The organism is Latilactobacillus fragifolii (assembly GCF_905332535.1).
In the GTDB taxonomy this organism is placed as follows: Bacteria; Bacillota; Bacilli; order Lactobacillales; family Lactobacillaceae; genus Latilactobacillus; species Latilactobacillus fragifolii.
In genome coordinates, this window is record NZ_CAJOCF010000010.1 from 1 (window position 1) to 15,837 (window position 15,837).

The 15,837-nt window shown below is 38.8% G+C and carries 39 protein-coding genes and 2 tRNA genes; 34 read left to right on the forward strand and 7 right to left on the reverse strand.

What is annotated here, in order from left to right; genetic code table 11:
• Nucleotides 1–253: 253 nt before the first annotated feature.
• The 4 genes from J7Q78_RS09050 to J7Q78_RS09065 all read right to left on the reverse strand — a co-directional run bounded on the left by J7Q78_RS09050 (nucleotide 254) and on the right by J7Q78_RS09065 (nucleotide 3,097).
• Nucleotides 254–1,474, reverse strand: coding sequence for a tyrosine-type recombinase/integrase (locus tag J7Q78_RS09050; protein WP_208422147.1), 1,221 nt, complete (start codon nucleotides 1,472–1,474; stop codon nucleotides 254–256).
• Nucleotides 1,475–1,594: 120 nt separating this feature from the next.
• Nucleotides 1,595–1,668, reverse strand: a tRNA-Ile gene (locus J7Q78_RS09055).
• A gap of 65 nt (nucleotides 1,669–1,733) precedes the next feature.
• Entirely contained in the window at nucleotides 1,734–2,288 is a 555-nt protein-coding gene (locus tag J7Q78_RS09060; RefSeq protein WP_208422146.1) for a DUF4352 domain-containing protein, read from the reverse strand.
• Nucleotides 2,289–2,386: 98 nt separating this feature from the next.
• Entirely contained in the window at nucleotides 2,387–3,097 is a 711-nt protein-coding gene (locus J7Q78_RS09065; protein ID WP_208422145.1) for a S24 family peptidase, read from the reverse strand.
• A 167-nt stretch (nucleotides 3,098–3,264) separates the two neighbouring features.
• Between J7Q78_RS09065 and J7Q78_RS09070 the strand changes: the two genes are divergently transcribed.
• Genes J7Q78_RS09070 through J7Q78_RS09080 form a run of 3 tightly spaced genes read left to right on the forward strand, consistent with a single transcriptional unit; the run spans nucleotide 3,265 to nucleotide 4,471 of the window.
• Entirely contained in the window at nucleotides 3,265–3,507 is a 243-nt protein-coding gene (locus J7Q78_RS09070; RefSeq protein WP_208422144.1) for a helix-turn-helix transcriptional regulator, read from the forward strand.
• Between the two features lie 35 nt (nucleotides 3,508–3,542).
• Nucleotides 3,543–4,325, forward strand: coding sequence for a phage antirepressor (locus J7Q78_RS09075; protein ID WP_208422143.1), 783 nt, complete (start codon nucleotides 3,543–3,545; stop codon nucleotides 4,323–4,325).
• 2 nt (nucleotides 4,326–4,327) lie between these two features.
• On the forward strand, nucleotides 4,328–4,471 hold the full coding sequence (locus J7Q78_RS09080; protein WP_208422142.1) for a hypothetical protein: 144 nt from the start codon (nucleotides 4,328–4,330) through the stop codon (nucleotides 4,469–4,471).
• Here J7Q78_RS09080 and J7Q78_RS09085 read toward each other — a convergent pair.
• A complete protein-coding gene (locus tag J7Q78_RS09085) occupies nucleotides 4,468–4,698 on the reverse strand; it encodes a DUF2188 domain-containing protein (protein WP_208422141.1) in 231 nt (76 codons plus the stop codon). The two genes, J7Q78_RS09080 and J7Q78_RS09085, sit on opposite strands and share 4 nt — an antisense overlap.
• A 125-nt stretch (nucleotides 4,699–4,823) precedes the next feature.
• On the opposite strand from J7Q78_RS09085, the gene J7Q78_RS09090 reads away from it, so the two are divergent.
• Nucleotides 4,824–5,021: a helix-turn-helix domain-containing protein gene (locus tag J7Q78_RS09090; protein ID WP_235688098.1), complete on the forward strand. Its 198-nt coding sequence runs from the start codon at nucleotides 4,824–4,826 to the stop codon at nucleotides 5,019–5,021.
• Between the two features lie 2 nt (nucleotides 5,022–5,023).
• Nucleotides 5,024–5,305, forward strand: a complete 282-nt coding sequence (locus J7Q78_RS09095; RefSeq protein WP_208422139.1) for a hypothetical protein — start codon at nucleotides 5,024–5,026, stop codon at nucleotides 5,303–5,305.
• 167 nt (nucleotides 5,306–5,472) lie between these two features.
• Here the strand turns inward: J7Q78_RS09095 and J7Q78_RS09100 are convergent, their stop codons facing one another.
• Nucleotides 5,473–5,898 carry a hypothetical protein gene (locus J7Q78_RS09100; protein WP_208422138.1) on the reverse strand — a complete coding sequence of 142 codons (426 nt, stop codon included), beginning with the start codon at nucleotides 5,896–5,898 and terminating at the stop codon, nucleotides 5,473–5,475.
• Nucleotides 5,899–5,937: 39 nt separating this feature from the next.
• On the opposite strand from J7Q78_RS09100, the gene J7Q78_RS09105 reads away from it, so the two are divergent.
• From J7Q78_RS09105 to J7Q78_RS09235, 27 genes are all read left to right on the forward strand, one after another.
• Nucleotides 5,938–6,108 carry a hypothetical protein gene (locus J7Q78_RS09105; RefSeq protein ID WP_208422137.1) on the forward strand — a complete coding sequence of 57 codons (171 nt, stop codon included), beginning with the start codon at nucleotides 5,938–5,940 and terminating at the stop codon, nucleotides 6,106–6,108.
• Complete coding sequence (locus tag J7Q78_RS09110) at nucleotides 6,101–6,265, forward strand: hypothetical protein (protein ID WP_208422136.1); 165 nt, start codon at nucleotides 6,101–6,103, stop codon at nucleotides 6,263–6,265. The genes J7Q78_RS09105 and J7Q78_RS09110 overlap by 8 nt, the downstream gene beginning before the upstream one ends.
• Entirely contained in the window at nucleotides 6,258–6,449 is a 192-nt protein-coding gene (locus J7Q78_RS09115) for a hypothetical protein (protein WP_208422135.1), read from the forward strand. The genes J7Q78_RS09110 and J7Q78_RS09115 overlap by 8 nt, the downstream gene beginning before the upstream one ends.
• A gap of 65 nt (nucleotides 6,450–6,514) precedes the next feature.
• Nucleotides 6,515–6,775, forward strand: coding sequence for a hypothetical protein (locus J7Q78_RS09120; RefSeq protein WP_208422134.1), 261 nt, complete (start codon nucleotides 6,515–6,517; stop codon nucleotides 6,773–6,775).
• Nucleotides 6,765–7,034, forward strand: a complete 270-nt coding sequence (locus J7Q78_RS09125; protein ID WP_208422133.1) for a hypothetical protein — start codon at nucleotides 6,765–6,767, stop codon at nucleotides 7,032–7,034. Before J7Q78_RS09120 ends, J7Q78_RS09125 begins: the two co-directional genes overlap by 11 nt.
• Before the next feature lie 2 nt (nucleotides 7,035–7,036).
• A complete protein-coding gene (locus J7Q78_RS09130) occupies nucleotides 7,037–7,675 on the forward strand; it encodes an ERF family protein (protein ID WP_208422132.1) in 639 nt (212 codons plus the stop codon).
• Nucleotides 7,672–8,343, forward strand: coding sequence for a putative HNHc nuclease (locus J7Q78_RS09135; RefSeq protein WP_208422131.1), 672 nt, complete (start codon nucleotides 7,672–7,674; stop codon nucleotides 8,341–8,343). Before J7Q78_RS09130 ends, J7Q78_RS09135 begins: the two co-directional genes overlap by 4 nt.
• Complete coding sequence (locus tag J7Q78_RS09140) at nucleotides 8,333–8,536, forward strand: hypothetical protein (protein WP_208422130.1); 204 nt, start codon at nucleotides 8,333–8,335, stop codon at nucleotides 8,534–8,536. Before J7Q78_RS09135 ends, J7Q78_RS09140 begins: the two co-directional genes overlap by 11 nt.
• A gap of 11 nt (nucleotides 8,537–8,547) precedes the next feature.
• On the forward strand, nucleotides 8,548–9,231 hold the full coding sequence (locus J7Q78_RS09145) for a conserved phage C-terminal domain-containing protein (RefSeq protein WP_208422129.1): 684 nt from the start codon (nucleotides 8,548–8,550) through the stop codon (nucleotides 9,229–9,231).
• Complete coding sequence (locus J7Q78_RS09150) at nucleotides 9,212–10,048, forward strand: ATP-binding protein (RefSeq protein ID WP_208422128.1); 837 nt, start codon at nucleotides 9,212–9,214, stop codon at nucleotides 10,046–10,048. Before J7Q78_RS09145 ends, J7Q78_RS09150 begins: the two co-directional genes overlap by 20 nt.
• 108 nt (nucleotides 10,049–10,156) lie before the next feature.
• Entirely contained in the window at nucleotides 10,157–10,570 is a 414-nt protein-coding gene (locus J7Q78_RS09155; RefSeq protein ID WP_208422127.1) for a RusA family crossover junction endodeoxyribonuclease, read from the forward strand.
• A complete protein-coding gene (locus J7Q78_RS09160) occupies nucleotides 10,560–10,772 on the forward strand; it encodes a hypothetical protein (RefSeq protein WP_208422126.1) in 213 nt (70 codons plus the stop codon). The genes J7Q78_RS09155 and J7Q78_RS09160 overlap by 11 nt, the downstream gene beginning before the upstream one ends.
• Nucleotides 10,773–10,783: 11 nt before the next feature.
• Nucleotides 10,784–11,227: a single-stranded DNA-binding protein gene (gene ssb / locus J7Q78_RS09165; RefSeq protein WP_208422125.1), complete on the forward strand. Its 444-nt coding sequence runs from the start codon at nucleotides 10,784–10,786 to the stop codon at nucleotides 11,225–11,227.
• An 11-nt stretch (nucleotides 11,228–11,238) separates the two neighbouring features.
• Nucleotides 11,239–11,424 (forward strand): hypothetical protein, encoded by a 186-nt coding sequence (locus J7Q78_RS09170; RefSeq protein ID WP_208422124.1) that lies wholly within the window; start codon nucleotides 11,239–11,241, stop codon nucleotides 11,422–11,424.
• Complete coding sequence (locus tag J7Q78_RS09175) at nucleotides 11,424–11,879, forward strand: DUF1642 domain-containing protein (RefSeq protein WP_208422123.1); 456 nt, start codon at nucleotides 11,424–11,426, stop codon at nucleotides 11,877–11,879. The genes J7Q78_RS09170 and J7Q78_RS09175 overlap by 1 nt, the downstream gene beginning before the upstream one ends.
• Entirely contained in the window at nucleotides 11,872–12,273 is a 402-nt protein-coding gene (locus J7Q78_RS09180; RefSeq protein WP_208422122.1) for a hypothetical protein, read from the forward strand. The genes J7Q78_RS09175 and J7Q78_RS09180 overlap by 8 nt, the downstream gene beginning before the upstream one ends.
• Complete coding sequence (locus J7Q78_RS09185) at nucleotides 12,266–12,472, forward strand: hypothetical protein (RefSeq protein WP_208422121.1); 207 nt, start codon at nucleotides 12,266–12,268, stop codon at nucleotides 12,470–12,472. Before J7Q78_RS09180 ends, J7Q78_RS09185 begins: the two co-directional genes overlap by 8 nt.
• Complete coding sequence (locus tag J7Q78_RS09190; RefSeq protein ID WP_208422120.1) at nucleotides 12,472–12,723, forward strand: hypothetical protein; 252 nt, start codon at nucleotides 12,472–12,474, stop codon at nucleotides 12,721–12,723. The genes J7Q78_RS09185 and J7Q78_RS09190 overlap by 1 nt, the downstream gene beginning before the upstream one ends.
• Nucleotides 12,720–12,887: a hypothetical protein gene (locus tag J7Q78_RS09195; protein ID WP_208422119.1), complete on the forward strand. Its 168-nt coding sequence runs from the start codon at nucleotides 12,720–12,722 to the stop codon at nucleotides 12,885–12,887. The genes J7Q78_RS09190 and J7Q78_RS09195 overlap by 4 nt, the downstream gene beginning before the upstream one ends.
• 3 nt (nucleotides 12,888–12,890) lie before the next feature.
• A complete protein-coding gene (locus tag J7Q78_RS09200) occupies nucleotides 12,891–13,130 on the forward strand; it encodes a hypothetical protein (protein WP_208422118.1) in 240 nt (79 codons plus the stop codon).
• Nucleotides 13,131–13,302: 172 nt separating this feature from the next.
• A complete protein-coding gene (locus J7Q78_RS09205; RefSeq protein ID WP_208422117.1) occupies nucleotides 13,303–13,572 on the forward strand; it encodes a hypothetical protein in 270 nt (89 codons plus the stop codon).
• The gene (locus tag J7Q78_RS09210; protein WP_208422116.1) at nucleotides 13,569–13,760 is read left to right on the forward strand and encodes a hypothetical protein; all 192 of its coding nucleotides are present in this window, start codon (nucleotides 13,569–13,571) and stop codon (nucleotides 13,758–13,760) included. Before J7Q78_RS09205 ends, J7Q78_RS09210 begins: the two co-directional genes overlap by 4 nt.
• A complete protein-coding gene (locus J7Q78_RS09215; RefSeq protein ID WP_208422115.1) occupies nucleotides 13,757–13,957 on the forward strand; it encodes a hypothetical protein in 201 nt (66 codons plus the stop codon). The genes J7Q78_RS09210 and J7Q78_RS09215 overlap by 4 nt, the downstream gene beginning before the upstream one ends.
• On the forward strand, nucleotides 13,954–14,154 hold the full coding sequence (locus J7Q78_RS09220; RefSeq protein WP_208422114.1) for a hypothetical protein: 201 nt from the start codon (nucleotides 13,954–13,956) through the stop codon (nucleotides 14,152–14,154). Before J7Q78_RS09215 ends, J7Q78_RS09220 begins: the two co-directional genes overlap by 4 nt.
• On the forward strand, nucleotides 14,141–14,299 hold the full coding sequence (locus tag J7Q78_RS09225; RefSeq protein ID WP_208422113.1) for a hypothetical protein: 159 nt from the start codon (nucleotides 14,141–14,143) through the stop codon (nucleotides 14,297–14,299). Before J7Q78_RS09220 ends, J7Q78_RS09225 begins: the two co-directional genes overlap by 14 nt.
• Nucleotides 14,280–14,693, forward strand: coding sequence for a transcriptional regulator (locus tag J7Q78_RS09230; protein ID WP_208422112.1), 414 nt, complete (start codon nucleotides 14,280–14,282; stop codon nucleotides 14,691–14,693). Before J7Q78_RS09225 ends, J7Q78_RS09230 begins: the two co-directional genes overlap by 20 nt.
• A 121-nt stretch (nucleotides 14,694–14,814) precedes the next feature.
• A tRNA-OTHER gene (locus J7Q78_RS09235) sits at nucleotides 14,815–14,892 on the forward strand.
• Nucleotides 14,893–15,012: 120 nt separating this feature from the next.
• Here J7Q78_RS09235 and J7Q78_RS09240 read toward each other — a convergent pair.
• Nucleotides 15,013–15,381 carry a hypothetical protein gene (locus J7Q78_RS09240; protein WP_208422111.1) on the reverse strand — a complete coding sequence of 123 codons (369 nt, stop codon included), beginning with the start codon at nucleotides 15,379–15,381 and terminating at the stop codon, nucleotides 15,013–15,015.
• A 49-nt stretch (nucleotides 15,382–15,430) separates the two neighbouring features.
• Here J7Q78_RS09240 and J7Q78_RS09245 point away from each other — a divergent pair, with 49 nt between their 5' ends.
• Complete coding sequence (locus J7Q78_RS09245) at nucleotides 15,431–15,589, forward strand: hypothetical protein (protein ID WP_208422110.1); 159 nt, start codon at nucleotides 15,431–15,433, stop codon at nucleotides 15,587–15,589.
• Nucleotides 15,590–15,644: 55 nt separating this feature from the next.
• Complete coding sequence (locus tag J7Q78_RS09250) at nucleotides 15,645–15,806, forward strand: hypothetical protein (protein ID WP_208422109.1); 162 nt, start codon at nucleotides 15,645–15,647, stop codon at nucleotides 15,804–15,806.
• The last annotated feature ends 31 nt before the right edge of the window (nucleotides 15,807–15,837 follow it).

Here is a 15,837-nt window from a genome sequence, read left to right on the forward strand (position 1 = left end):
CCTGTACTCTCCTTACTTGAATATCTTATATTATCCGATATTAGCCTAATTGCTGTTAAATCAGTGATTAGGCTATTTTTTTATTCTTTTGAATTTACTATGTTTGCCTATATTTGCCATCAAAGATTAGTCAAAAAGGTTAGTCAATTTTGTTTTTCAATGAGCTAAAAAGAGTGTTTTTAAGTTTATTTTCGTCTTTCCTTACAGCCTCAACGGATGAGCTCTCTTTTTTGACTAACTTTTTGACTAACCCTCAATAATCAACATCTAAAGCTGACTTAAGTTTATCTTTCTGATTCGAAGTAACATGCGTGTATATGTTCATCGTCACACTAATATTTTTGTGGCCCAACCGCTCTTGAACTGCTTTAGGTGTTATTGTATTATCTTTTTCAAACAACCACGTAGCATGTGTGTGCCGCAATCCATGTGGGGTAATCCGATGCACAAAGGTCTTATAATAATCATCGCCGGTCAGCTGGTAAGTGGTTTTAAAAGTTTCCGTCCCTTGATCTATGATGCTATCTAACCAGTTATTTGGCTTACCAAGATTTAACCACGTGTCTTTTTCACTGGGGAAGACGAGATTAGAAGCGCTGTGGTTATATTCTTTATATTCTCGCAACGTATTAACTACAAGGTTATTAATGTCAATCGTTCGATAAGATAACCACTTAGGCGGCTGAGTCGCCAGTTTGCCAAACTCATTCATTGCTAAAGTCTTATTTACATCAAGTTTATTGTTCTCTAAATCAACATCAGACCATTCAAGCGCCAGTAGTTCACCTTTACGCAATCCTGTGTAAGCCATTGTGATGAAGTACACCGCGTGCATCATGCTTATAGTGCCATTGGTCCGACCCTTAACCAGAACGCGGGTAAACTTGTCTAGCTCATCGGCGCTAAAGAAGTTCGTGCTGGTCGTCTTGTTAGCATTATTGATTTGACGTTCTGGTAATAATACGTGATTAAACGGATTGCTTTTAATCAGTTTGATCGTGTAGGCATACTTAAATACTCGATTAGCGTAGCGACTTACAATATTCAGTTTAGCGTACTTAGTCGCCCAACGGTTTACGATTGGCTGCAAGACCTCCGGAGTAATAGCATCCATATTCATTGTGCCGATTTCTGGCAGAATGTGACAATCAAAGATTTGTTTGGTTTTATAAACCGTACTTGATTGAACGGTTTTCCGATACGAGTCAGTGAACCACCGCTGGTAAACATCATTAAATGTGAGGCTATCGGATTCAGGCTTATTGTTGAACTCATATTTTTTATTCATCACTTCGGCTTCAATCTTGCGATATGCCGCGTTAGCTAGGGCAGGTGTTTTGAAACCACGGCGGGTAGTTGTCGTTTTCTTGTTAGTCGCTGGATTAACACCTGTATAAATCTGGAACATATACTTTTTGACGCCTTTTTTTGTTTCATACTCCTTGATTGCAGGGTTCTTTTTGTATGCAAACATTAAAATCACTCCTATTTTATGGTAAAATAGGGTACACAAATAGCGTGCGCTAATGCGTACCTTTTTTACTAGACACACCTTACTTCTTGGCGGGAGAGAGGTGTGCCTTTTTTGTTGCAATGGACCTTGTAGGACTCGAACCTACGAACGGACGGTTATGAGCCGCCTGCTCTGACCAACTGAGCTAAAGGTCCAACTCGACCAATGAGCCTTGCACTCATTGCCAGCTTGGCTGATGGTCGAAATAAAGCTACAAATGCTAGTTAACTTCTACTGAATATTTTGCTGCTTGTTTAATTGAAATAAGCGGTGCAAACTGTAGTTCAAATTTACCTAGTTTATCTGTGCCATAAGCAGCTGTTACATCCATTTCTTTGCCAGCCGCAACAGAATCCATGGTATTTTCTAATGCATAGGTATCTAGTTTGTTGTTATCTGGCCCGTATACATTTAAATCTGTACCAACTGGCAAATCTTCTTTACCGTCATTTTTTACGTGATACACGACTTTAATAACATTAGCCGGTTGTTTATCTGCCATTTCATTTCGTTCATCAGTTTTTTCAACAGATTTTAATGTATAAGTTGCGTCCCCAACTTTAACGGTATCTCCTAGCTTATACATTTTTGAAGATGCTTCCTTGTTGCTGCTATTAGAAGAAACTTGCTTGCCACCGTTGTTTTTGTTACCGCCTAATGCAGAACCCCCAATAGCTACGACAATAACTACTAGTATCCAAAACCATATACGCTTGTAAAAAGGCTTTTTTTGAACGTATGTATTTCCGTTCTCATCCGTAATTTTCTTTGACACAATGAATCCCTCCAAAATAAAAATATTTTTTGTGCATAAAGCACAATTCGAGTAACGAGGCTTGCACTCGTAAGCCAGCTTAACTGGACTCGATAACCTTATAGGATTTTACCTATGATTCTTACTTCCTCGCATGGATATATCATATCATCATACGCATCGTTTTCCGAGACTAATCTAATATCTTGACCTTCAACATATACATATTTACAAGTTACACCGACGTCTTCAATAGAAACAACGGCAGCTGTTCCATTCTCAACCCACGGTGTGTATTCAATAAAGGCTTGTTCGCCCTTCATCAAAAATGGCTCCATTGAATTTCCGGCAATTGTGATGATCTCATCGGCATTTCGAGGGATTTCCTCTCTGTCTACCACTGTAGTTTCAGCTTCTGAATCTTGAACATCACCGTCGATAGGTGCGCCAGCAGCGGTTGAGCGGCCCTTAATGATTCTTTTTCTTTCGGGGAACCCAATAATTTTAGTTTCTTTTTCCTGTTCTTCAAGTTCTTCTTCTGCACATTCAAGGACTTTCTTTTGTCTCGGAGGACTAAGCTTGTTGTATATAGGAAGAATATCAGAATTATCACTACGTTTTTCTACTAGATCGGATTTACTTATATGAAAGTAGTTTGCTAATAGTTCTATTTTGTCTATTCTGGGATAGGTTTTACCCTTTATCCAATCCGTTAACGTTGTATAGCTAATGGATAAGTCATCAGAAAGCTTTCTGCGACTCACTGAATTTTTGTCCATAAAAAACTGAATGTTTTGAGCCATAACTTCTTTATTTCCTAAATAACTCATATTAATTCACCTCCTTGCAACAATAATACGGTTTATCCGTAAAAAAATCAAGAAGTTTATAGCGCCTTTAGGGTAAATTAAAAAATATTACGGTTTTTTACGGAATATATTTGACATTACGGTTTAACCGTTATAATATGTATTCATAGCAAAGGAGGTGAATTAATATGAAATTAACACTAAAAGCAATAAGAGCTATGCATAATTTAACGCAAGAACAAGCGGCGAAAGAAATTGGCGTTTCTACAGATACTTGGAGAAACTATGAATTACAAAAGACGTTTCCTGATGTTCCAATCATTAAAAGAATTGAAGATAGTTTCGATGTCAGTTACAATGACATCATTTTTTTACCACTTGATTACGGTTTAACCGTAAAACACGATGAAAGTTTGAAACAACCTGTGTAGTGAATAAAAAACGAACAGCGCAAGGAGGAAATATTATGAAAGATGTACAACTATTCAATTTCAATGGTAATCACGTTCGTACAGTGTTAATTGATAATGAACCGTATTTTGTCGGTAAAGATGTAGCGACTATTTTAGGGTATCAAAACGGAAGCAGGGACGTTAATCGGCACGTTGATACCGACGACCGTCAAAACTACCAAAACGGTACCTTTGAAAGCAATCGCGGTTTAACAATCATTAACGAATCGGGATTATACAGCTTAATCCTATCTAGCAAGCTACCGGCTGCTAAGGAATTCAAACGATGGGTAACTAAAGAAGTCCTACCATCCATTCGAAAAAACGGCGCATATCTAACCGTAGAAAAAGCAAAACAAATCATATTGAACCCAGACACGATCATCACATTAGCTCAGCAAGTTAAAAGTGAGCGCGAAGGTCGGTTAATTGCTGAACAACAGGTAAATGAACTGAAACCTAAAGCGAGCTACTACGACAAAGTGCTGTCGAACAACGCACTAGTAACAACAACTGCTATTGCGAAGGATTATGGCATGAGCGCTCGTGAAATGAACGGCTTGTTGCATCGACTTAAGGTTCAATTCAAGCAAGGGAGTACATGGTTTTTATATGCCAAATATCAACGCAACGGCTGGACACAATCCGAAACGCGGATGGTTCGACGTAAAGATGGCACAGAAAAAGCAGTCCTCAACACTAAATGGACACAGAAAGGCCGGTTAGGGTTGTATGAACTGCTTAAATTGAACGGCGTATTACCAACTATTGAACAACAAACGGCACAGGAGGCTTAATCATGGATAAGGACCTAAGAGATTGGACAAAAATCGTTATAGAAACAGACGCAAAAAAACCTATAACCATTGCAGAAGTTACTGCTGATAACTTCGAGATTGCGGATGGTTATAGGGTAAGGCTCACACCGAAGTACAACGATTAATCTTTGTCGATTGGCGGATGTGGATCATTGCCATAACTGTTCTTAAGATTAATTTTTCCGTCTTTCTTTTGAGCGATTAATTCAGAATGTTGGTTTTGAGCAATTTGTTTACCAAATTCGAGGGCGTCAGACTTATTATCAAAAAGTTTGGTAGCTTTTGTGTTTCCTTCGCCCTTAACTGCCCATTTATCGTCACGCGGTGATATCCATTGGTTTTTACCAGCCATATTGAAACTCCTTTCATAATTTATTAAATAGCGCAACTGGATTGTTTCGCTATTCACTATTGATTATACACGATATGTACGGGGAACACAATACGAACAACACTATATATAGGGGGGTAAATGCATTGTGGACAATCATTAAACAGATGATGGAAGACCTAGGAATAAATCAAGAACAACTAGCTAAACGCATGGGGGTTCATTCTGGTGTTATTTCAGATTTTAAATTAGGCCACATTAAAAAGCCCAGCTTTGACCTTATGTGCAAATTTGCAGATGCGCTTGGCGTAAGTTTGGACGAATTAAGAGAGAAGGAGGATTAACCATGGCGGCAATACTAAGTGAAGAAGCATCACAAGAACTAGCAGAACAAGTTTGGCAGAAGGTTGAAGAACTTGCTAAGTCAATAGTCCTTAAACCTCGAGGAACGCAGGAGAAGCCAACAATCAGCGGTTACCTCAATCAAGCAAAAGCACAAAAGTATGTCGGATCGAAAGCGCTACTCGAAAAACTCGAACAAAACGGACTTGGTCGCTATGTCATTGACGGCACTATCCGCTATAAAGTGGCTGACATTGATGAAGCGATGGATTTGTTCCGTGAGTAAAAGGTACCAGGTTTATAAAAGTTCATTAGAGGAGAGAAACTTCATGATTAAAAATTTAATCATTGTAATTATGTGGTTAACAACAGGCATAGGTATTTATATAGTACAAAAAGTTGATAGCAAAAATCGATGGTACAAGTATTATGCAATCACAATATCGACTATTTTTACATTTTTTCGATTTCTGTTTTGATGCAAGGAATTATATAGTTTCCGATTAAATATCTTGCGCGTTTAAAATTACTTTCGTCCATAACTCCATCAACTATTAATTCTGAATACTCACTAAAATAAGTGTGATATTTCCCAGGAATGTAAGGAAGAATAAGGTAATAACTATTCAATAGTTCCTTAATTTGTTCAGGCGTATGTTGTTCTTCATAAGAAAAAGCAGCCGTGGCAGTCAAATAATTTTCAAGTAAATCGCGCTTATGCAAAATGTTATTTCTGATGTTTTCTTGTTCAATTTCAAGTCGTTTCATGTTTCTAGAATGGTAGTTATTAATTAACGCCGTAATGATAGGAGAAACTAAGGATACAAAAGCAATTGTTGCCGTGATTGTAAATGTTAGATCAAATTTAATAAATATCACCACCTTTCAAAATAAGTATAACAAACAAGGGGGCTAACCATGAAAGCAATAAAGTTAGATTTTTCAAAAGTAAAAATAACAAATGTATCAGCTAATGGAAAAGTAATACCTGATCTATCAAAAGTGGAATTACCCGATGAATTAAATGATTTCTTAGCAGATATTTATCTCAAAGATTATCAAAAAAAGAAGGCAGCAGAACATGAATAAACAACAAGCCGATGAGTGGTACAACAACCACATGAAGCATGTTTTGAGCATTATGCAGATCAGCAAAGATACAGATGACGCAGAGCGAAATAGCCAGTGGAAAATGTTGTTCGAAGTTGGTGAATATCAAAATGACGGGAGTGTGCAATATGAATAAACATCTATACATGGCAGTTGCGATTAGCATTTTATTAGGACTATATATCCCTAAAATTATGCAATTCATCGTGACGATAGCCATCTTTAGCTCGATGGCGACTTATATCGGGGTCAATCATAGAGAATTTTTTGGTACAAAAAAAGCCGACAGTGCTGAAGACACTGACGACCAGGTTAATTAGTTTGGACGACTAATTTAACCTCATTGTACCACGAGACATAAAAAATAGAAATGAGGATATTTAACATGAAACCAAACAGTAAATCAGTTAAAGCGCTAAAACAAGTTTTGAATGGCGAAAGTAGTGCGTTCATTCTAGTTGCTACTGGGATTAATAATGCTCCTGATGATTCTGAGATAGCATTATCTGGGGATATTTCTAATGTTTTACACATGACTGCACAAATCATTGATGACGTAGCAAGTGCCGCACCGGAAAATATTAAGCATGCATATTTAGATTCACTAGATTTTGTCATAAAGAGGGCGAAATATAATGGACAATAATTTACAAAGAATTAGACAAACTGAATGGCACGCGCCCGAACCAGATGAACCAGCCAATAAAGAGCCAACCAACAAATACTTCTTTATAAAGCTTTCGACTGGTGGATATCAACGTATCCAGTATAAGGACACTGAACAAGGCGCTCAATCAGCTTTAAAGGACTTGTTAAGAGGCTATGAACTCCAAGATTTGTTAATGGCTGACTGTGATTATACTGCACGAGATATTTTAGATCTGTTTAACCCAACGGAGGTTTAAAAATGATAACTCAAGAATTAGATACAACCCAAACACCAGAACTAAACAAAGCGCTTTATGAAACCGCTAAGGTATTTGTACAACCGCCTAAGAACAAAGAGGCACATTACGGTAAATATGCTGATTTAAGCGCAATTGATAAGGCGATACGAGAGGCAATTAAAAAAGCTGATTCTGGGCTTAGCTTCTATCAAGGGGTTCTAGACAACCAAAATGCAAATGGCAAAGATTCATGCAAGATTTACACAACAATTCGCCATATTAGCGGAGAGTCACTAACCATTTATGGTGATTCATTTCCAAGAGATGCAAAAATGCAAACTCAAGGTGCCAATGAAACGTATGCAAAAAGAACAAGTTTATGCCTAGCGTTTGGTGTTGTTGCAGATGATGATGACGATGGACAAGCTGTTGCATTGCTTGATGATTACAAGGCTAAGCAAGAAGAGGCTAGAGAACGAGTTGCCAAATGGATTACATCCGAGTTTATGAATCTAAAAAAAGACGAAATCGACAAATTACGATTAGTGCTTAAACACAAAGATAAGAAGCCTACTGATCTAACATACGCGGAAGTATTTCAGTTAGCTGGGGCACTCAACTTTTATAAATTACAACAAGGTCAATTTGAAGAAAAATGACGGTCTACGGGAAACTCGGTAAGTATTCAAAGCACAAATTAGAAATTGAAACAGATGATGAGCTAGACATCCATAAGATTGGCAAGTACGCCAACGGTCGTCAGGTGTCTGTGAGTGTTGAAATCGAAGACGGTAGACGTATTAGCCCTGACCAACGCAAAAAGACGTACGCGCTAATTCATGACGTCTGCGACTACTTAGGCTATCCAGACGACGCAATGGAAGCATGGTTTAAATATCAGTTTATCCAGTATAAAGGCATTGAATGGTTCAGCTTAAGCAACTGCAGCATGTCGCTAGCAACCAGCTATTTAACATTTATCTTAGATTTTTGTTTTGAGCAGGACATACCATTCAGAACCAAGACATGGGACATGATCCCGACAGATTATCACTTAACACTCCAATGTTTAAAGCATCGCAAGTGTGTCATCTGCGGTAAACGAGCACAGTTTGCACATGTTAACGCTGTTGGCATGGGTGTTAATCGGAATAAAGTTGACCATCGTGAACGTTATATCATGCCGCTGTGCAATGACCATCATCATGAACAGCACACTGTGGGGATTAAATCATTCATTAGTTACTACCATATCAAACCGGTTAAACCGGATTTAGAAACATTGAGAATATTAAAGGTCAGAGGGGATTACGAAGATGCGACGTAAAAGCGATGAAATAGTTGAATCTGTGCATGAAAAGTATTCCATTTTAAAGAAAAAAGATTTAAACGCCGCTAATTATTTTCTACTAGCTGCGCATATGTTGGTTAACAGCTACAATAAAACGTCTTTTGGAGAGTATCAAGTATCGCAAGACCTCGATTCTGGCGATTTGATATTTACAGCTAGATTCAAATAAGGAGGACTCAAATGGATCATAAGGAAGAGCCAAATTACTACGCAATAATTCCAGCAAACGTGCGATATGATAAGCGACTGATTCAAGGTGCTAAGTTGCTTTACGGCGAACTAACAGCGCTGAGTAATCAAAAAGGTTACTGCTGGGCTAGTGATACTTACTTTATAAAACTGTACAAAGTCAGTAGAAGAACTGTGCAATCGTGGTTTAAATCACTTGAGGACAGCGGTTATATCAGTCGCGAAGTAGTTTACAAGGGCGACACCAAAGAAATTGACGCTAGGTATGTACGAATTCTGCATAACCCTAGTGCAGAAAACTGCGTAACCCCTAGTGCAGAAAACTGCACAGTTAATAATACATCTATTAATAATACAAATAATATAAAACCATTGTCGGGCAAACCCGACCCTATCCCATACGCAGAGATAATCAGCTACTTAAATCAAGCGACTGGTAGGACCTTCCATAATGTTGAGAAATATAAAAAGTTAATCAGGGCTAGATGGCACGAGAAGGCTACTCTAGAAGATTTTAAGAAGGTCATAGATAACAAGTCTAGTGAGTGGCTAGGGACTGACATGTCGAAGTATCTAAGGCCTAGTACACTGTTTGGAAATAAGTTTGATGAGTATTTAAACCAAACGAATGCCGCTAAGCAGAAAGGAGGCTCATATGCAGGAGTTGAATTCTAGTTTGGGTAATAGTTTTAGCTTACTTAAAAAGGTTAAGACGCTGCCAACCTTCTGCAGTAAGCACCCAGATTGCCACATGATGCAATTAGAAGGGCACGAATCATTCTGCCCCATGTGTGTACGGCAAAACAAATATGAGCGCGATACGGATATCGTGTTGAGAGGTGCGTGGCAGAGTTACCGCAGAGCATTCCACGGCGTCTTACAGAATGACTCAATATTTGATGATGACGACTTAAAACCGGCGACGTTTGCTAATTATGAAGTCATAAAAGGCAGCGAAGCGGAAACCAACTTAAATAAAGCGCGTCACATTGCCGGTCAGTATCTAGACCGCGGGTATAAGGCAAATACAATCATTACGGGTACGCCTGGTGTCGGCAAGTCTCACTTAGCTGTATCAATGTTAAAAGCAGTTAACGAGCATATTAAGCCAGATGCCGCGTGCTTGTTCGTCTCGGTTAATGAGTTGATGCGATTGATTAAGGATTCATTCAGTAATAAGAACAGCCCATTCACCGAGCAACGCATGGTTAAGCTGTTGGGCGGTGTCAGCTTGCTGGTATTAGATGATCTAGGCAGTGAAGCATCATTCCAAAGCAACCACCAAGAAGCGAGCGAGTGGGTGCAACAAGTATTGTTTGGCATATTGAACAAACGCAACCGTACGATCATCACGACTAATTTAACTAGTGAAGAACTGACGAAGATTTACAATCCAAAACTATTGAGTCGCATGTATAAAGGCGTCGTCAAGAATGACGGTGTTATCAAGTTTACCAATGCGACAGATGACAAAAGAAAGGTTGTTTTCTAATGTGCGATCTATGTAAAGACAGAAAGATTATTCATGTAGCACAAGGCTTCGGCGTGACAGTTAAGCCATGTCCACGATGCAATGCTAATTATAGAAAGGCACAGGGATATGAGACTAGTAATCATGGGTGAGCCAGTCGCAGCTGGGCGACCTAGGTTCAGTAGCCGCGGTGGTTTCGCTAAAGCATATGATCCCAAAAAAAGTCGGGATTATAAAAAAATGATTAAAAAACAAACCATGCAGCAGCTGCCAAGCGACTATGAACCATTTGCTTGCCCGATTGAGGTCGACATAAAGGTCTATCGGTCAATTCAGAAATCAGTTAGCAAGAAAGAGTATGCCAGACGGCTCTCAAATGACGTTAGACCGACAGTCAAACCTGACGCGGATAATTACATCAAAATCATCTTAGATGGCTTAAACGGGCTTGTATGGCTTGACGATAACCAAATAACAGACGTAGCGGCACACAAATATTATTCAGATAATCCAAGAGTGGAGGTTGAAGTTAATGGATCATAACGATTTTACAGACGAACAGCAGTTGTTCTATACCAACTTAGAAAAATCAGTCGAACTTGCGGGGAATGATTTTGCAACAGGATACAAGACACTTTTAGACATTATTTATTATCGTGTCAATAAAGAGCTAAGCAACGCATATGAAAACATGCCAGAAGAAGACAGACGAGCAGTTATAGCAGATTACTGTTTGCCATATTAGGGGGAATGGAAATGATTAACAGAGTAATTCTAACAGGACGATTAACGAAAGACCCAGAGCTTAAATACACGTCATCGGGCGCAGCAGTTGGCTCGTTCAACTTAGCTGTTAACCGTCAGTTCACCAATGCCAATGGTGATCGTGAAGCGGACTTTATCAACTGTGTTATCTGGCGTAAGTCAGCGGAAAACTTTTCGAACTTCACCCACAAGGGTTCACTAGTCGGAATTGATGGGCGCCTACAAACAAGAAACTACGAAAATCAACAAGGCCAACGGATATACGTAACCGAAGTGGTCGTCGATAATTTCAGTCTGTTGGAGTCAAAAACATCAGGCAGTTCAAACGCAAACCATACGCAAACTGGAAGCAATCAGATACAGAACAAACCTGCAGATAAATTTACAAATAACGGGCAAGCAATCGATATATCAGATGATGACTTGCCATTCTAGGAGGGATAGCCATGTGGCAACTAATTGGAGTAAATAGCGGAAAAGAGTACAAATATCACCGCGAGAAAGAAGCGCTGTATCGTTTCATGATGCGGCAATGGCCGACAAAGAGCAGAGGGTATAAAAGCAAGTCATATGGCGGTGCAATGCTAAAGAATCGCATGCCGGAACCAATGATTATTAGGAGGGTTAAGTGATGGGTGAAAAAGTGAAGTTACCAAGAAACGTTATTGATACATTTAGACCATCGTTAGACTCCCCAGATTACAGAGTATTGGGGTCCTTGACACCTATCAGAATTATTTCAGATATGTATAATCGCACATTAAAAGGTATGACAAGTGATGTTGCTGCCTGGTTAGATGACTATGAGAATCGATGGAAATTAATCGATGCTCTGCGCTACGGCTATGAGCCTGAACCAGAACAGCTTTATTATGTTTGGTTCATTAAAGGTGATAAAAGAAGTTTTCTGAACGTAAGCAACTTTGACACAATGGTTTTCAGCAGATACGACCAAGGTGAGAATGGGTACCGAACTAAATTTACCATGGACGAAATCGAAGCCATCGACCCACGTTATAAGGCGTTTGCTGTACCTGTTGAGGAGGTAGATGGAGACATGAACAAGGAGGGCAAGGCTGATGATTAAGTTAACTTTAGATGAGAAATACAAAAAATTGGTGAAAGCAGTGACATTTTTAAATCCACCAAGGGTTGAAATATTAATTAATGATTACACTGTGCTAGTAGGTGGACTAGCTAAAGCATGGTTTAACGATGGAGTGGATTATAATGCTCGGGTAAAAGTCATTGAACGTATCCACAGTGCTGATGGAATTGACTGGATCGCACCTAAATATAAATGGCGATTGAAGAGTGAGAAACTTGATACTCAGTATGTATTTACGTCAAATCACGAACACTTCGGTTTTGAAGGCGACATTGATTATGCAGACAGATTAACAGAGTCAGAGTTTAAAAAACTACTAGATGGCACAGGACTGCCATTTGAAGCTTTTGAAAGGGTGGAAATCGATGAGTAACGGAATAAACCGAGATTTTTTCGTGATTGATATTTTAGACATGCACCCAACAGACATAAACAAACAATTGAGTGCGTATAGCGGCTTAGTCAACGTCACGCCGATTGGCGAGACGATGCTGCTAATCGAAAAGATTCCGGATAAAGTGTCATCGTCGATTAGACCTAGTTTGAGCCCTAGAATTGGAGGTTCGTTGTGATGAACGAATGTAAGTATTGCGATTTCGCAAAAGAATATGAATTTTGGTCAGTTAAGTCATCTACCGGTTCGTTTGACGGTGGTTACACAACTTGCACCCTTGTGAAGGCAACGAAAGATGATAATTCAGGAGACAAGATTGAACACATCAAAGAAGGCTGTTACTACCTTGAGATGGATGGCGAAGTGACGGGTTATGCCGAAATTAACTATTGCCCAATATGCGGCAGGAAGCTGGGTGATTCAAAATGATTGAATACGCAATCTATAAGGGCGATAAATTCATCGACCAGGGAACAGCTGACTATTTAGCCGATAGATTAGGCGTTAAACGAGCAACAATCATTTGGTTACAATCACCAACTAACCGTAAGCGTGACAAAGGCAATCGAATGGTTGCTGTAAAGGAGGATTAACAAGTGAAACGTACAATCGATTTAACTAAGGTAATGCAACACTTGAAAAATAATTTAATACCTGTTTTAGAGTCGATCACAACAGATGGATTTAACGACGAGATAAAGGCGGTTTTTTTGGAAAAAACAGAAAGGTTGCTGAAAGAAGCATCCACGGAAGAACTGGAAAGATTTATAGCACTGGCAGTTGGAGAGCAAATTATTAATCCGATTGGCGATTTGGCGAAAAAGGAGGATAAATAGTGCGAAAAAAAGATAGATACGAAAAGAAACTATGGCGCCGAATATCTCGGCATACTAGGCGGTTTGTCAAATATGGCATGCCTAGGATCGCTGGTGGGTGGGCTAAGTATAAGGGCTCTCATAACCAGCAAAGAATGCGAACTAATCAACCGTATTGGAAGGCAAAAAGATAATGGCTAAATTATTCCAAAAAGCAAAGCAAATTACCCTTCCAGAAATAATTACTAACACTAAAAGTTGGTTGTCTGATGAAGACATCGATCGTTTCTTTACAGGGTTAGAAGAAACAGGTGAGCTAACACATAAAGATTCACTAAGGCTGTCAGAGTTATATCTGTATTTATATGACACTTATGGGCAAGAGGCAGTCGACTACGTTAAATCGATTGACGCTAGTGCAAGGACAATCGAAAAAATGATTAAGCGAGGTAGAATCTATTGAAATCAAATAAAATTGATAAAATTCTTACATGGGCGTTTGGTGCTCTCACTATTGTCACCGTGGTTATTTTTGTTGCTGGTTTGGTATTACACCAATTAGATGTCTGGGACGTTATTTATTTAGTAGTCGTAGTGTTAAACGACATTGGTTTGACAATTAATAGTACTCAAGAAGGGTGGAAAAAATGACAAAAGTAACAATCTACACTAAAACTGGTAAGCAATGCGAAATTGAAACTACTGAAAGTCGTAATAGCTTAGCAGAGAGACTCTATAAAGGTTTTAAAAAACGAAGACCTGCTATAGTTTTTAACGGGAAAGATTCAGCAACAATTGTCCCTACAACTTCAGTTGACATCATTAGTATTGAGGAGGTATCAGAATGAAAATTGAAGTTGAGTTAGATAAATATCATTTAATAGCAAGCTTGTTAACGGTGGCTGCTGCGTGTGCAGAGTCTGAGGATCCAGAAACCAACAAAACGGGTAAATTTGTAGAAAAAACTGCTTATGGATTATGGACAGAATTGCCTAAAGATTACCAACAAGCGGTACGTTTGAGGAATGATAATGGACAACTATGAGCAATTAAAGGCTGATAACAAGCGACTTAAAAAGCAGGTGGAAAAGTTGTCTGCTTACAATTCAGACTTAAAAAATGAACTGGAATTTGCGCAGGCAACAATTCAAAGATTAAAGGAGGCTAATCGTGAGACGGTCAACATTTAATTATATTGAGGATATGCTGCGGGACTATCCACACTACAACGAATATATCAAGGAATGCGAAGAAGAAATCCGCCATCCTTACGTTGAGCCAGATGCAAATATTGGTGGTGGCAGAAGCGCAGGGAAACAAGAACGCCTGACGGAGACAATTGTTCGAATTGACGAAGACAGACGCATTAGACAAATGAAACGTCAGCAAAAAGCTATTGCAAAATGTTTAGATAGATCTAATTCAGATATCGTTTATCAAATGTGCAAGGAGCTTTATTTTATGAATAAGCGACGATTAACTCTAGATGGTGTGGCATATAAACTCAATGTTAGCCGACGTACGTTAATCAGGCGCAGAGAAGACTTCTTCATAGATTTGGCCAAGGAATTAGGTATGCAATAAATTGGCACAAAGTTGGCACTTTTAGCCTATAAATACATGTTAAATTAGTATTATCAAATAGTTGCCCGAAAGAATACGCGAGGAAGGAGAGCCTTGTGTTTCGCTTATCGATGTGGGCATGGTCCTAGTAGCTCAAATGGTAGAGCAGCGCGGTAGTGCACCTGCGGTCACGATTCGGGTTCGATTCCCGGCTAGGATATTATCGCAGTGGCGGAATAGGTAAAGCGTCTTTACGTCTTAAAACGGCAATTGTGTGGTGCAAATCCACACCTGCGATATTAAAAAAAGAGTCTAGTAGTTAACTAGGCTCTTTTCGTTTTTATTTGAAGTTGTTGAGTTCTTGTTCGACATCAGAAAGTTCAAATGGGTGTTTGTGTTTTTCTGAAATCATATTTGTTCCATCAAACGTATAGGTATCTACCGTGCTGTTGTTGAATGTAACAATAATCTTATCATCATCAAAAACGTAGCGTAACATATCTTTCATGAGGCTTAGCGATACTGATAACCCATCACCAGATGAACCAACTGCGACAAAATCAACGGTATTTGGATATTTTTCACGAGTATACATAACGTATTCGGATAAAATCATTGTTACTTGGTTGATAATTTTGCGACATAACTCTTTTGATTCATAAGAAGGATTCATATGATTCACTAAATTTGCAAACTCATCTTTATTCATAATTAAGTCACCACCTTTCAAATTTGATTATACAAGGAGAAATAAGAACATGGAACACATTACTAGAAAAACTTGCTTCGATAACGAGAGCGTACCAGATTTGGCGCTGAGCGATAAGCTATTAAAGCGAATCGAAAAGCTAGAAAAAGAAGTTAAAGAGCTAAAACGGGATAACGCGCTGTTAAAGTCTCAACAACAATTAACCTAAGTCATAGTCAGCTGGTTATGGCTTTTTTTATGCATAAAATTAAGGAGTGAGTTAGATGGGATTTCTATATATTGTCAGTGTCATTTTGTTAATTGCAAAAGTAGTAGGGTTACTTGCTATTAGTTGGTTGTGGGTATTCGCTCCAGCTATCATAAGCGTTGTTATTCAAATATCAATTGTTGCGTTTGCAATTATTGTTGCCAAAAAGTGTGATTAACATGTATTACATGAATCAAGGCAGCTACAAG

What these genes read in the sequence shown, in the direction of transcription:
- J7Q78_RS09145 (WP_208422129.1), top strand. Translation starts at nt 8,548, where the DNA reads ATGGATCATAAGGAAGAGCCAAATTACTACGCAATAATTCCAGCAAAC.
- J7Q78_RS09075 (WP_208422143.1), top strand. Translation starts at nt 3,543, where the DNA reads ATGAAAGATGTACAACTATTCAATTTCAATGGTAATCACGTTCGTACA.
- ssb (WP_208422125.1), top strand. Translation starts at nt 10,784, where the DNA reads ATGATTAACAGAGTAATTCTAACAGGACGATTAACGAAAGACCCAGAG.
- J7Q78_RS09195 (WP_208422119.1), top strand. Translation starts at nt 12,720, where the DNA reads ATGATTGAATACGCAATCTATAAGGGCGATAAATTCATCGACCAGGGA.
- J7Q78_RS09120 (WP_208422134.1), top strand. Translation starts at nt 6,515, where the DNA reads ATGAAACCAAACAGTAAATCAGTTAAAGCGCTAAAACAAGTTTTGAAT.
- J7Q78_RS09110 (WP_208422136.1), top strand. Translation starts at nt 6,101, where the DNA reads ATGAATAAACAACAAGCCGATGAGTGGTACAACAACCACATGAAGCAT.
- J7Q78_RS09095 (WP_208422139.1), top strand. Translation starts at nt 5,024, where the DNA reads ATGGCGGCAATACTAAGTGAAGAAGCATCACAAGAACTAGCAGAACAA.
- J7Q78_RS09085 (WP_208422141.1), bottom strand. Translation starts at nt 4,698, where the DNA reads ATGGCTGGTAAAAACCAATGGATATCACCGCGTGACGATAAATGGGCA.
- J7Q78_RS09105 (WP_208422137.1), top strand. Translation starts at nt 5,938, where the DNA reads ATGAAAGCAATAAAGTTAGATTTTTCAAAAGTAAAAATAACAAATGTA.
- J7Q78_RS09245 (WP_208422110.1), top strand. Translation starts at nt 15,431, where the DNA reads ATGGAACACATTACTAGAAAAACTTGCTTCGATAACGAGAGCGTACCA.
- J7Q78_RS09140 (WP_208422130.1), top strand. Translation starts at nt 8,333, where the DNA reads ATGCGACGTAAAAGCGATGAAATAGTTGAATCTGTGCATGAAAAGTAT.
- J7Q78_RS09135 (WP_208422131.1), top strand. Translation starts at nt 7,672, where the DNA reads ATGACGGTCTACGGGAAACTCGGTAAGTATTCAAAGCACAAATTAGAA.
- J7Q78_RS09065 (WP_208422145.1), bottom strand. Translation starts at nt 3,097, where the DNA reads ATGAGTTATTTAGGAAATAAAGAAGTTATGGCTCAAAACATTCAGTTT.
- J7Q78_RS09185 (WP_208422121.1), top strand. Translation starts at nt 12,266, where the DNA reads ATGAGTAACGGAATAAACCGAGATTTTTTCGTGATTGATATTTTAGAC.
- J7Q78_RS09070 (WP_208422144.1), top strand. Translation starts at nt 3,265, where the DNA reads ATGAAATTAACACTAAAAGCAATAAGAGCTATGCATAATTTAACGCAA.
- J7Q78_RS09175 (WP_208422123.1), top strand. Translation starts at nt 11,424, where the DNA reads ATGGGTGAAAAAGTGAAGTTACCAAGAAACGTTATTGATACATTTAGA.
- J7Q78_RS09155 (WP_208422127.1), top strand. Translation starts at nt 10,157, where the DNA reads ATGAGACTAGTAATCATGGGTGAGCCAGTCGCAGCTGGGCGACCTAGG.
- J7Q78_RS09160 (WP_208422126.1), top strand. Translation starts at nt 10,560, where the DNA reads ATGGATCATAACGATTTTACAGACGAACAGCAGTTGTTCTATACCAAC.
- J7Q78_RS09190 (WP_208422120.1), top strand. Translation starts at nt 12,472, where the DNA reads ATGAACGAATGTAAGTATTGCGATTTCGCAAAAGAATATGAATTTTGG.
- J7Q78_RS09130 (WP_208422132.1), top strand. Translation starts at nt 7,037, where the DNA reads ATGATAACTCAAGAATTAGATACAACCCAAACACCAGAACTAAACAAA.
- J7Q78_RS09180 (WP_208422122.1), top strand. Translation starts at nt 11,872, where the DNA reads ATGATTAAGTTAACTTTAGATGAGAAATACAAAAAATTGGTGAAAGCA.
- J7Q78_RS09050 (WP_208422147.1), bottom strand. Translation starts at nt 1,474, where the DNA reads ATGTTTGCATACAAAAAGAACCCTGCAATCAAGGAGTATGAAACAAAA.
- J7Q78_RS09080 (WP_208422142.1), top strand. Translation starts at nt 4,328, where the DNA reads ATGGATAAGGACCTAAGAGATTGGACAAAAATCGTTATAGAAACAGAC.
- J7Q78_RS09125 (WP_208422133.1), top strand. Translation starts at nt 6,765, where the DNA reads ATGGACAATAATTTACAAAGAATTAGACAAACTGAATGGCACGCGCCC.
- J7Q78_RS09150 (WP_208422128.1), top strand. Translation starts at nt 9,212, where the DNA reads ATGCAGGAGTTGAATTCTAGTTTGGGTAATAGTTTTAGCTTACTTAAA.
- J7Q78_RS09225 (WP_208422113.1), top strand. Translation starts at nt 14,141, where the DNA reads ATGGACAACTATGAGCAATTAAAGGCTGATAACAAGCGACTTAAAAAG.
- J7Q78_RS09250 (WP_208422109.1), top strand. Translation starts at nt 15,645, where the DNA reads ATGGGATTTCTATATATTGTCAGTGTCATTTTGTTAATTGCAAAAGTA.
- J7Q78_RS09205 (WP_208422117.1), top strand. Translation starts at nt 13,303, where the DNA reads ATGGCTAAATTATTCCAAAAAGCAAAGCAAATTACCCTTCCAGAAATA.
- J7Q78_RS09240 (WP_208422111.1), bottom strand. Translation starts at nt 15,381, where the DNA reads ATGAATAAAGATGAGTTTGCAAATTTAGTGAATCATATGAATCCTTCT.
- J7Q78_RS09220 (WP_208422114.1), top strand. Translation starts at nt 13,954, where the DNA reads ATGAAAATTGAAGTTGAGTTAGATAAATATCATTTAATAGCAAGCTTG.
- J7Q78_RS09215 (WP_208422115.1), top strand. Translation starts at nt 13,757, where the DNA reads ATGACAAAAGTAACAATCTACACTAAAACTGGTAAGCAATGCGAAATT.
- J7Q78_RS09115 (WP_208422135.1), top strand. Translation starts at nt 6,258, where the DNA reads ATGAATAAACATCTATACATGGCAGTTGCGATTAGCATTTTATTAGGA.
- J7Q78_RS09170 (WP_208422124.1), top strand. Translation starts at nt 11,239, where the DNA reads ATGTGGCAACTAATTGGAGTAAATAGCGGAAAAGAGTACAAATATCAC.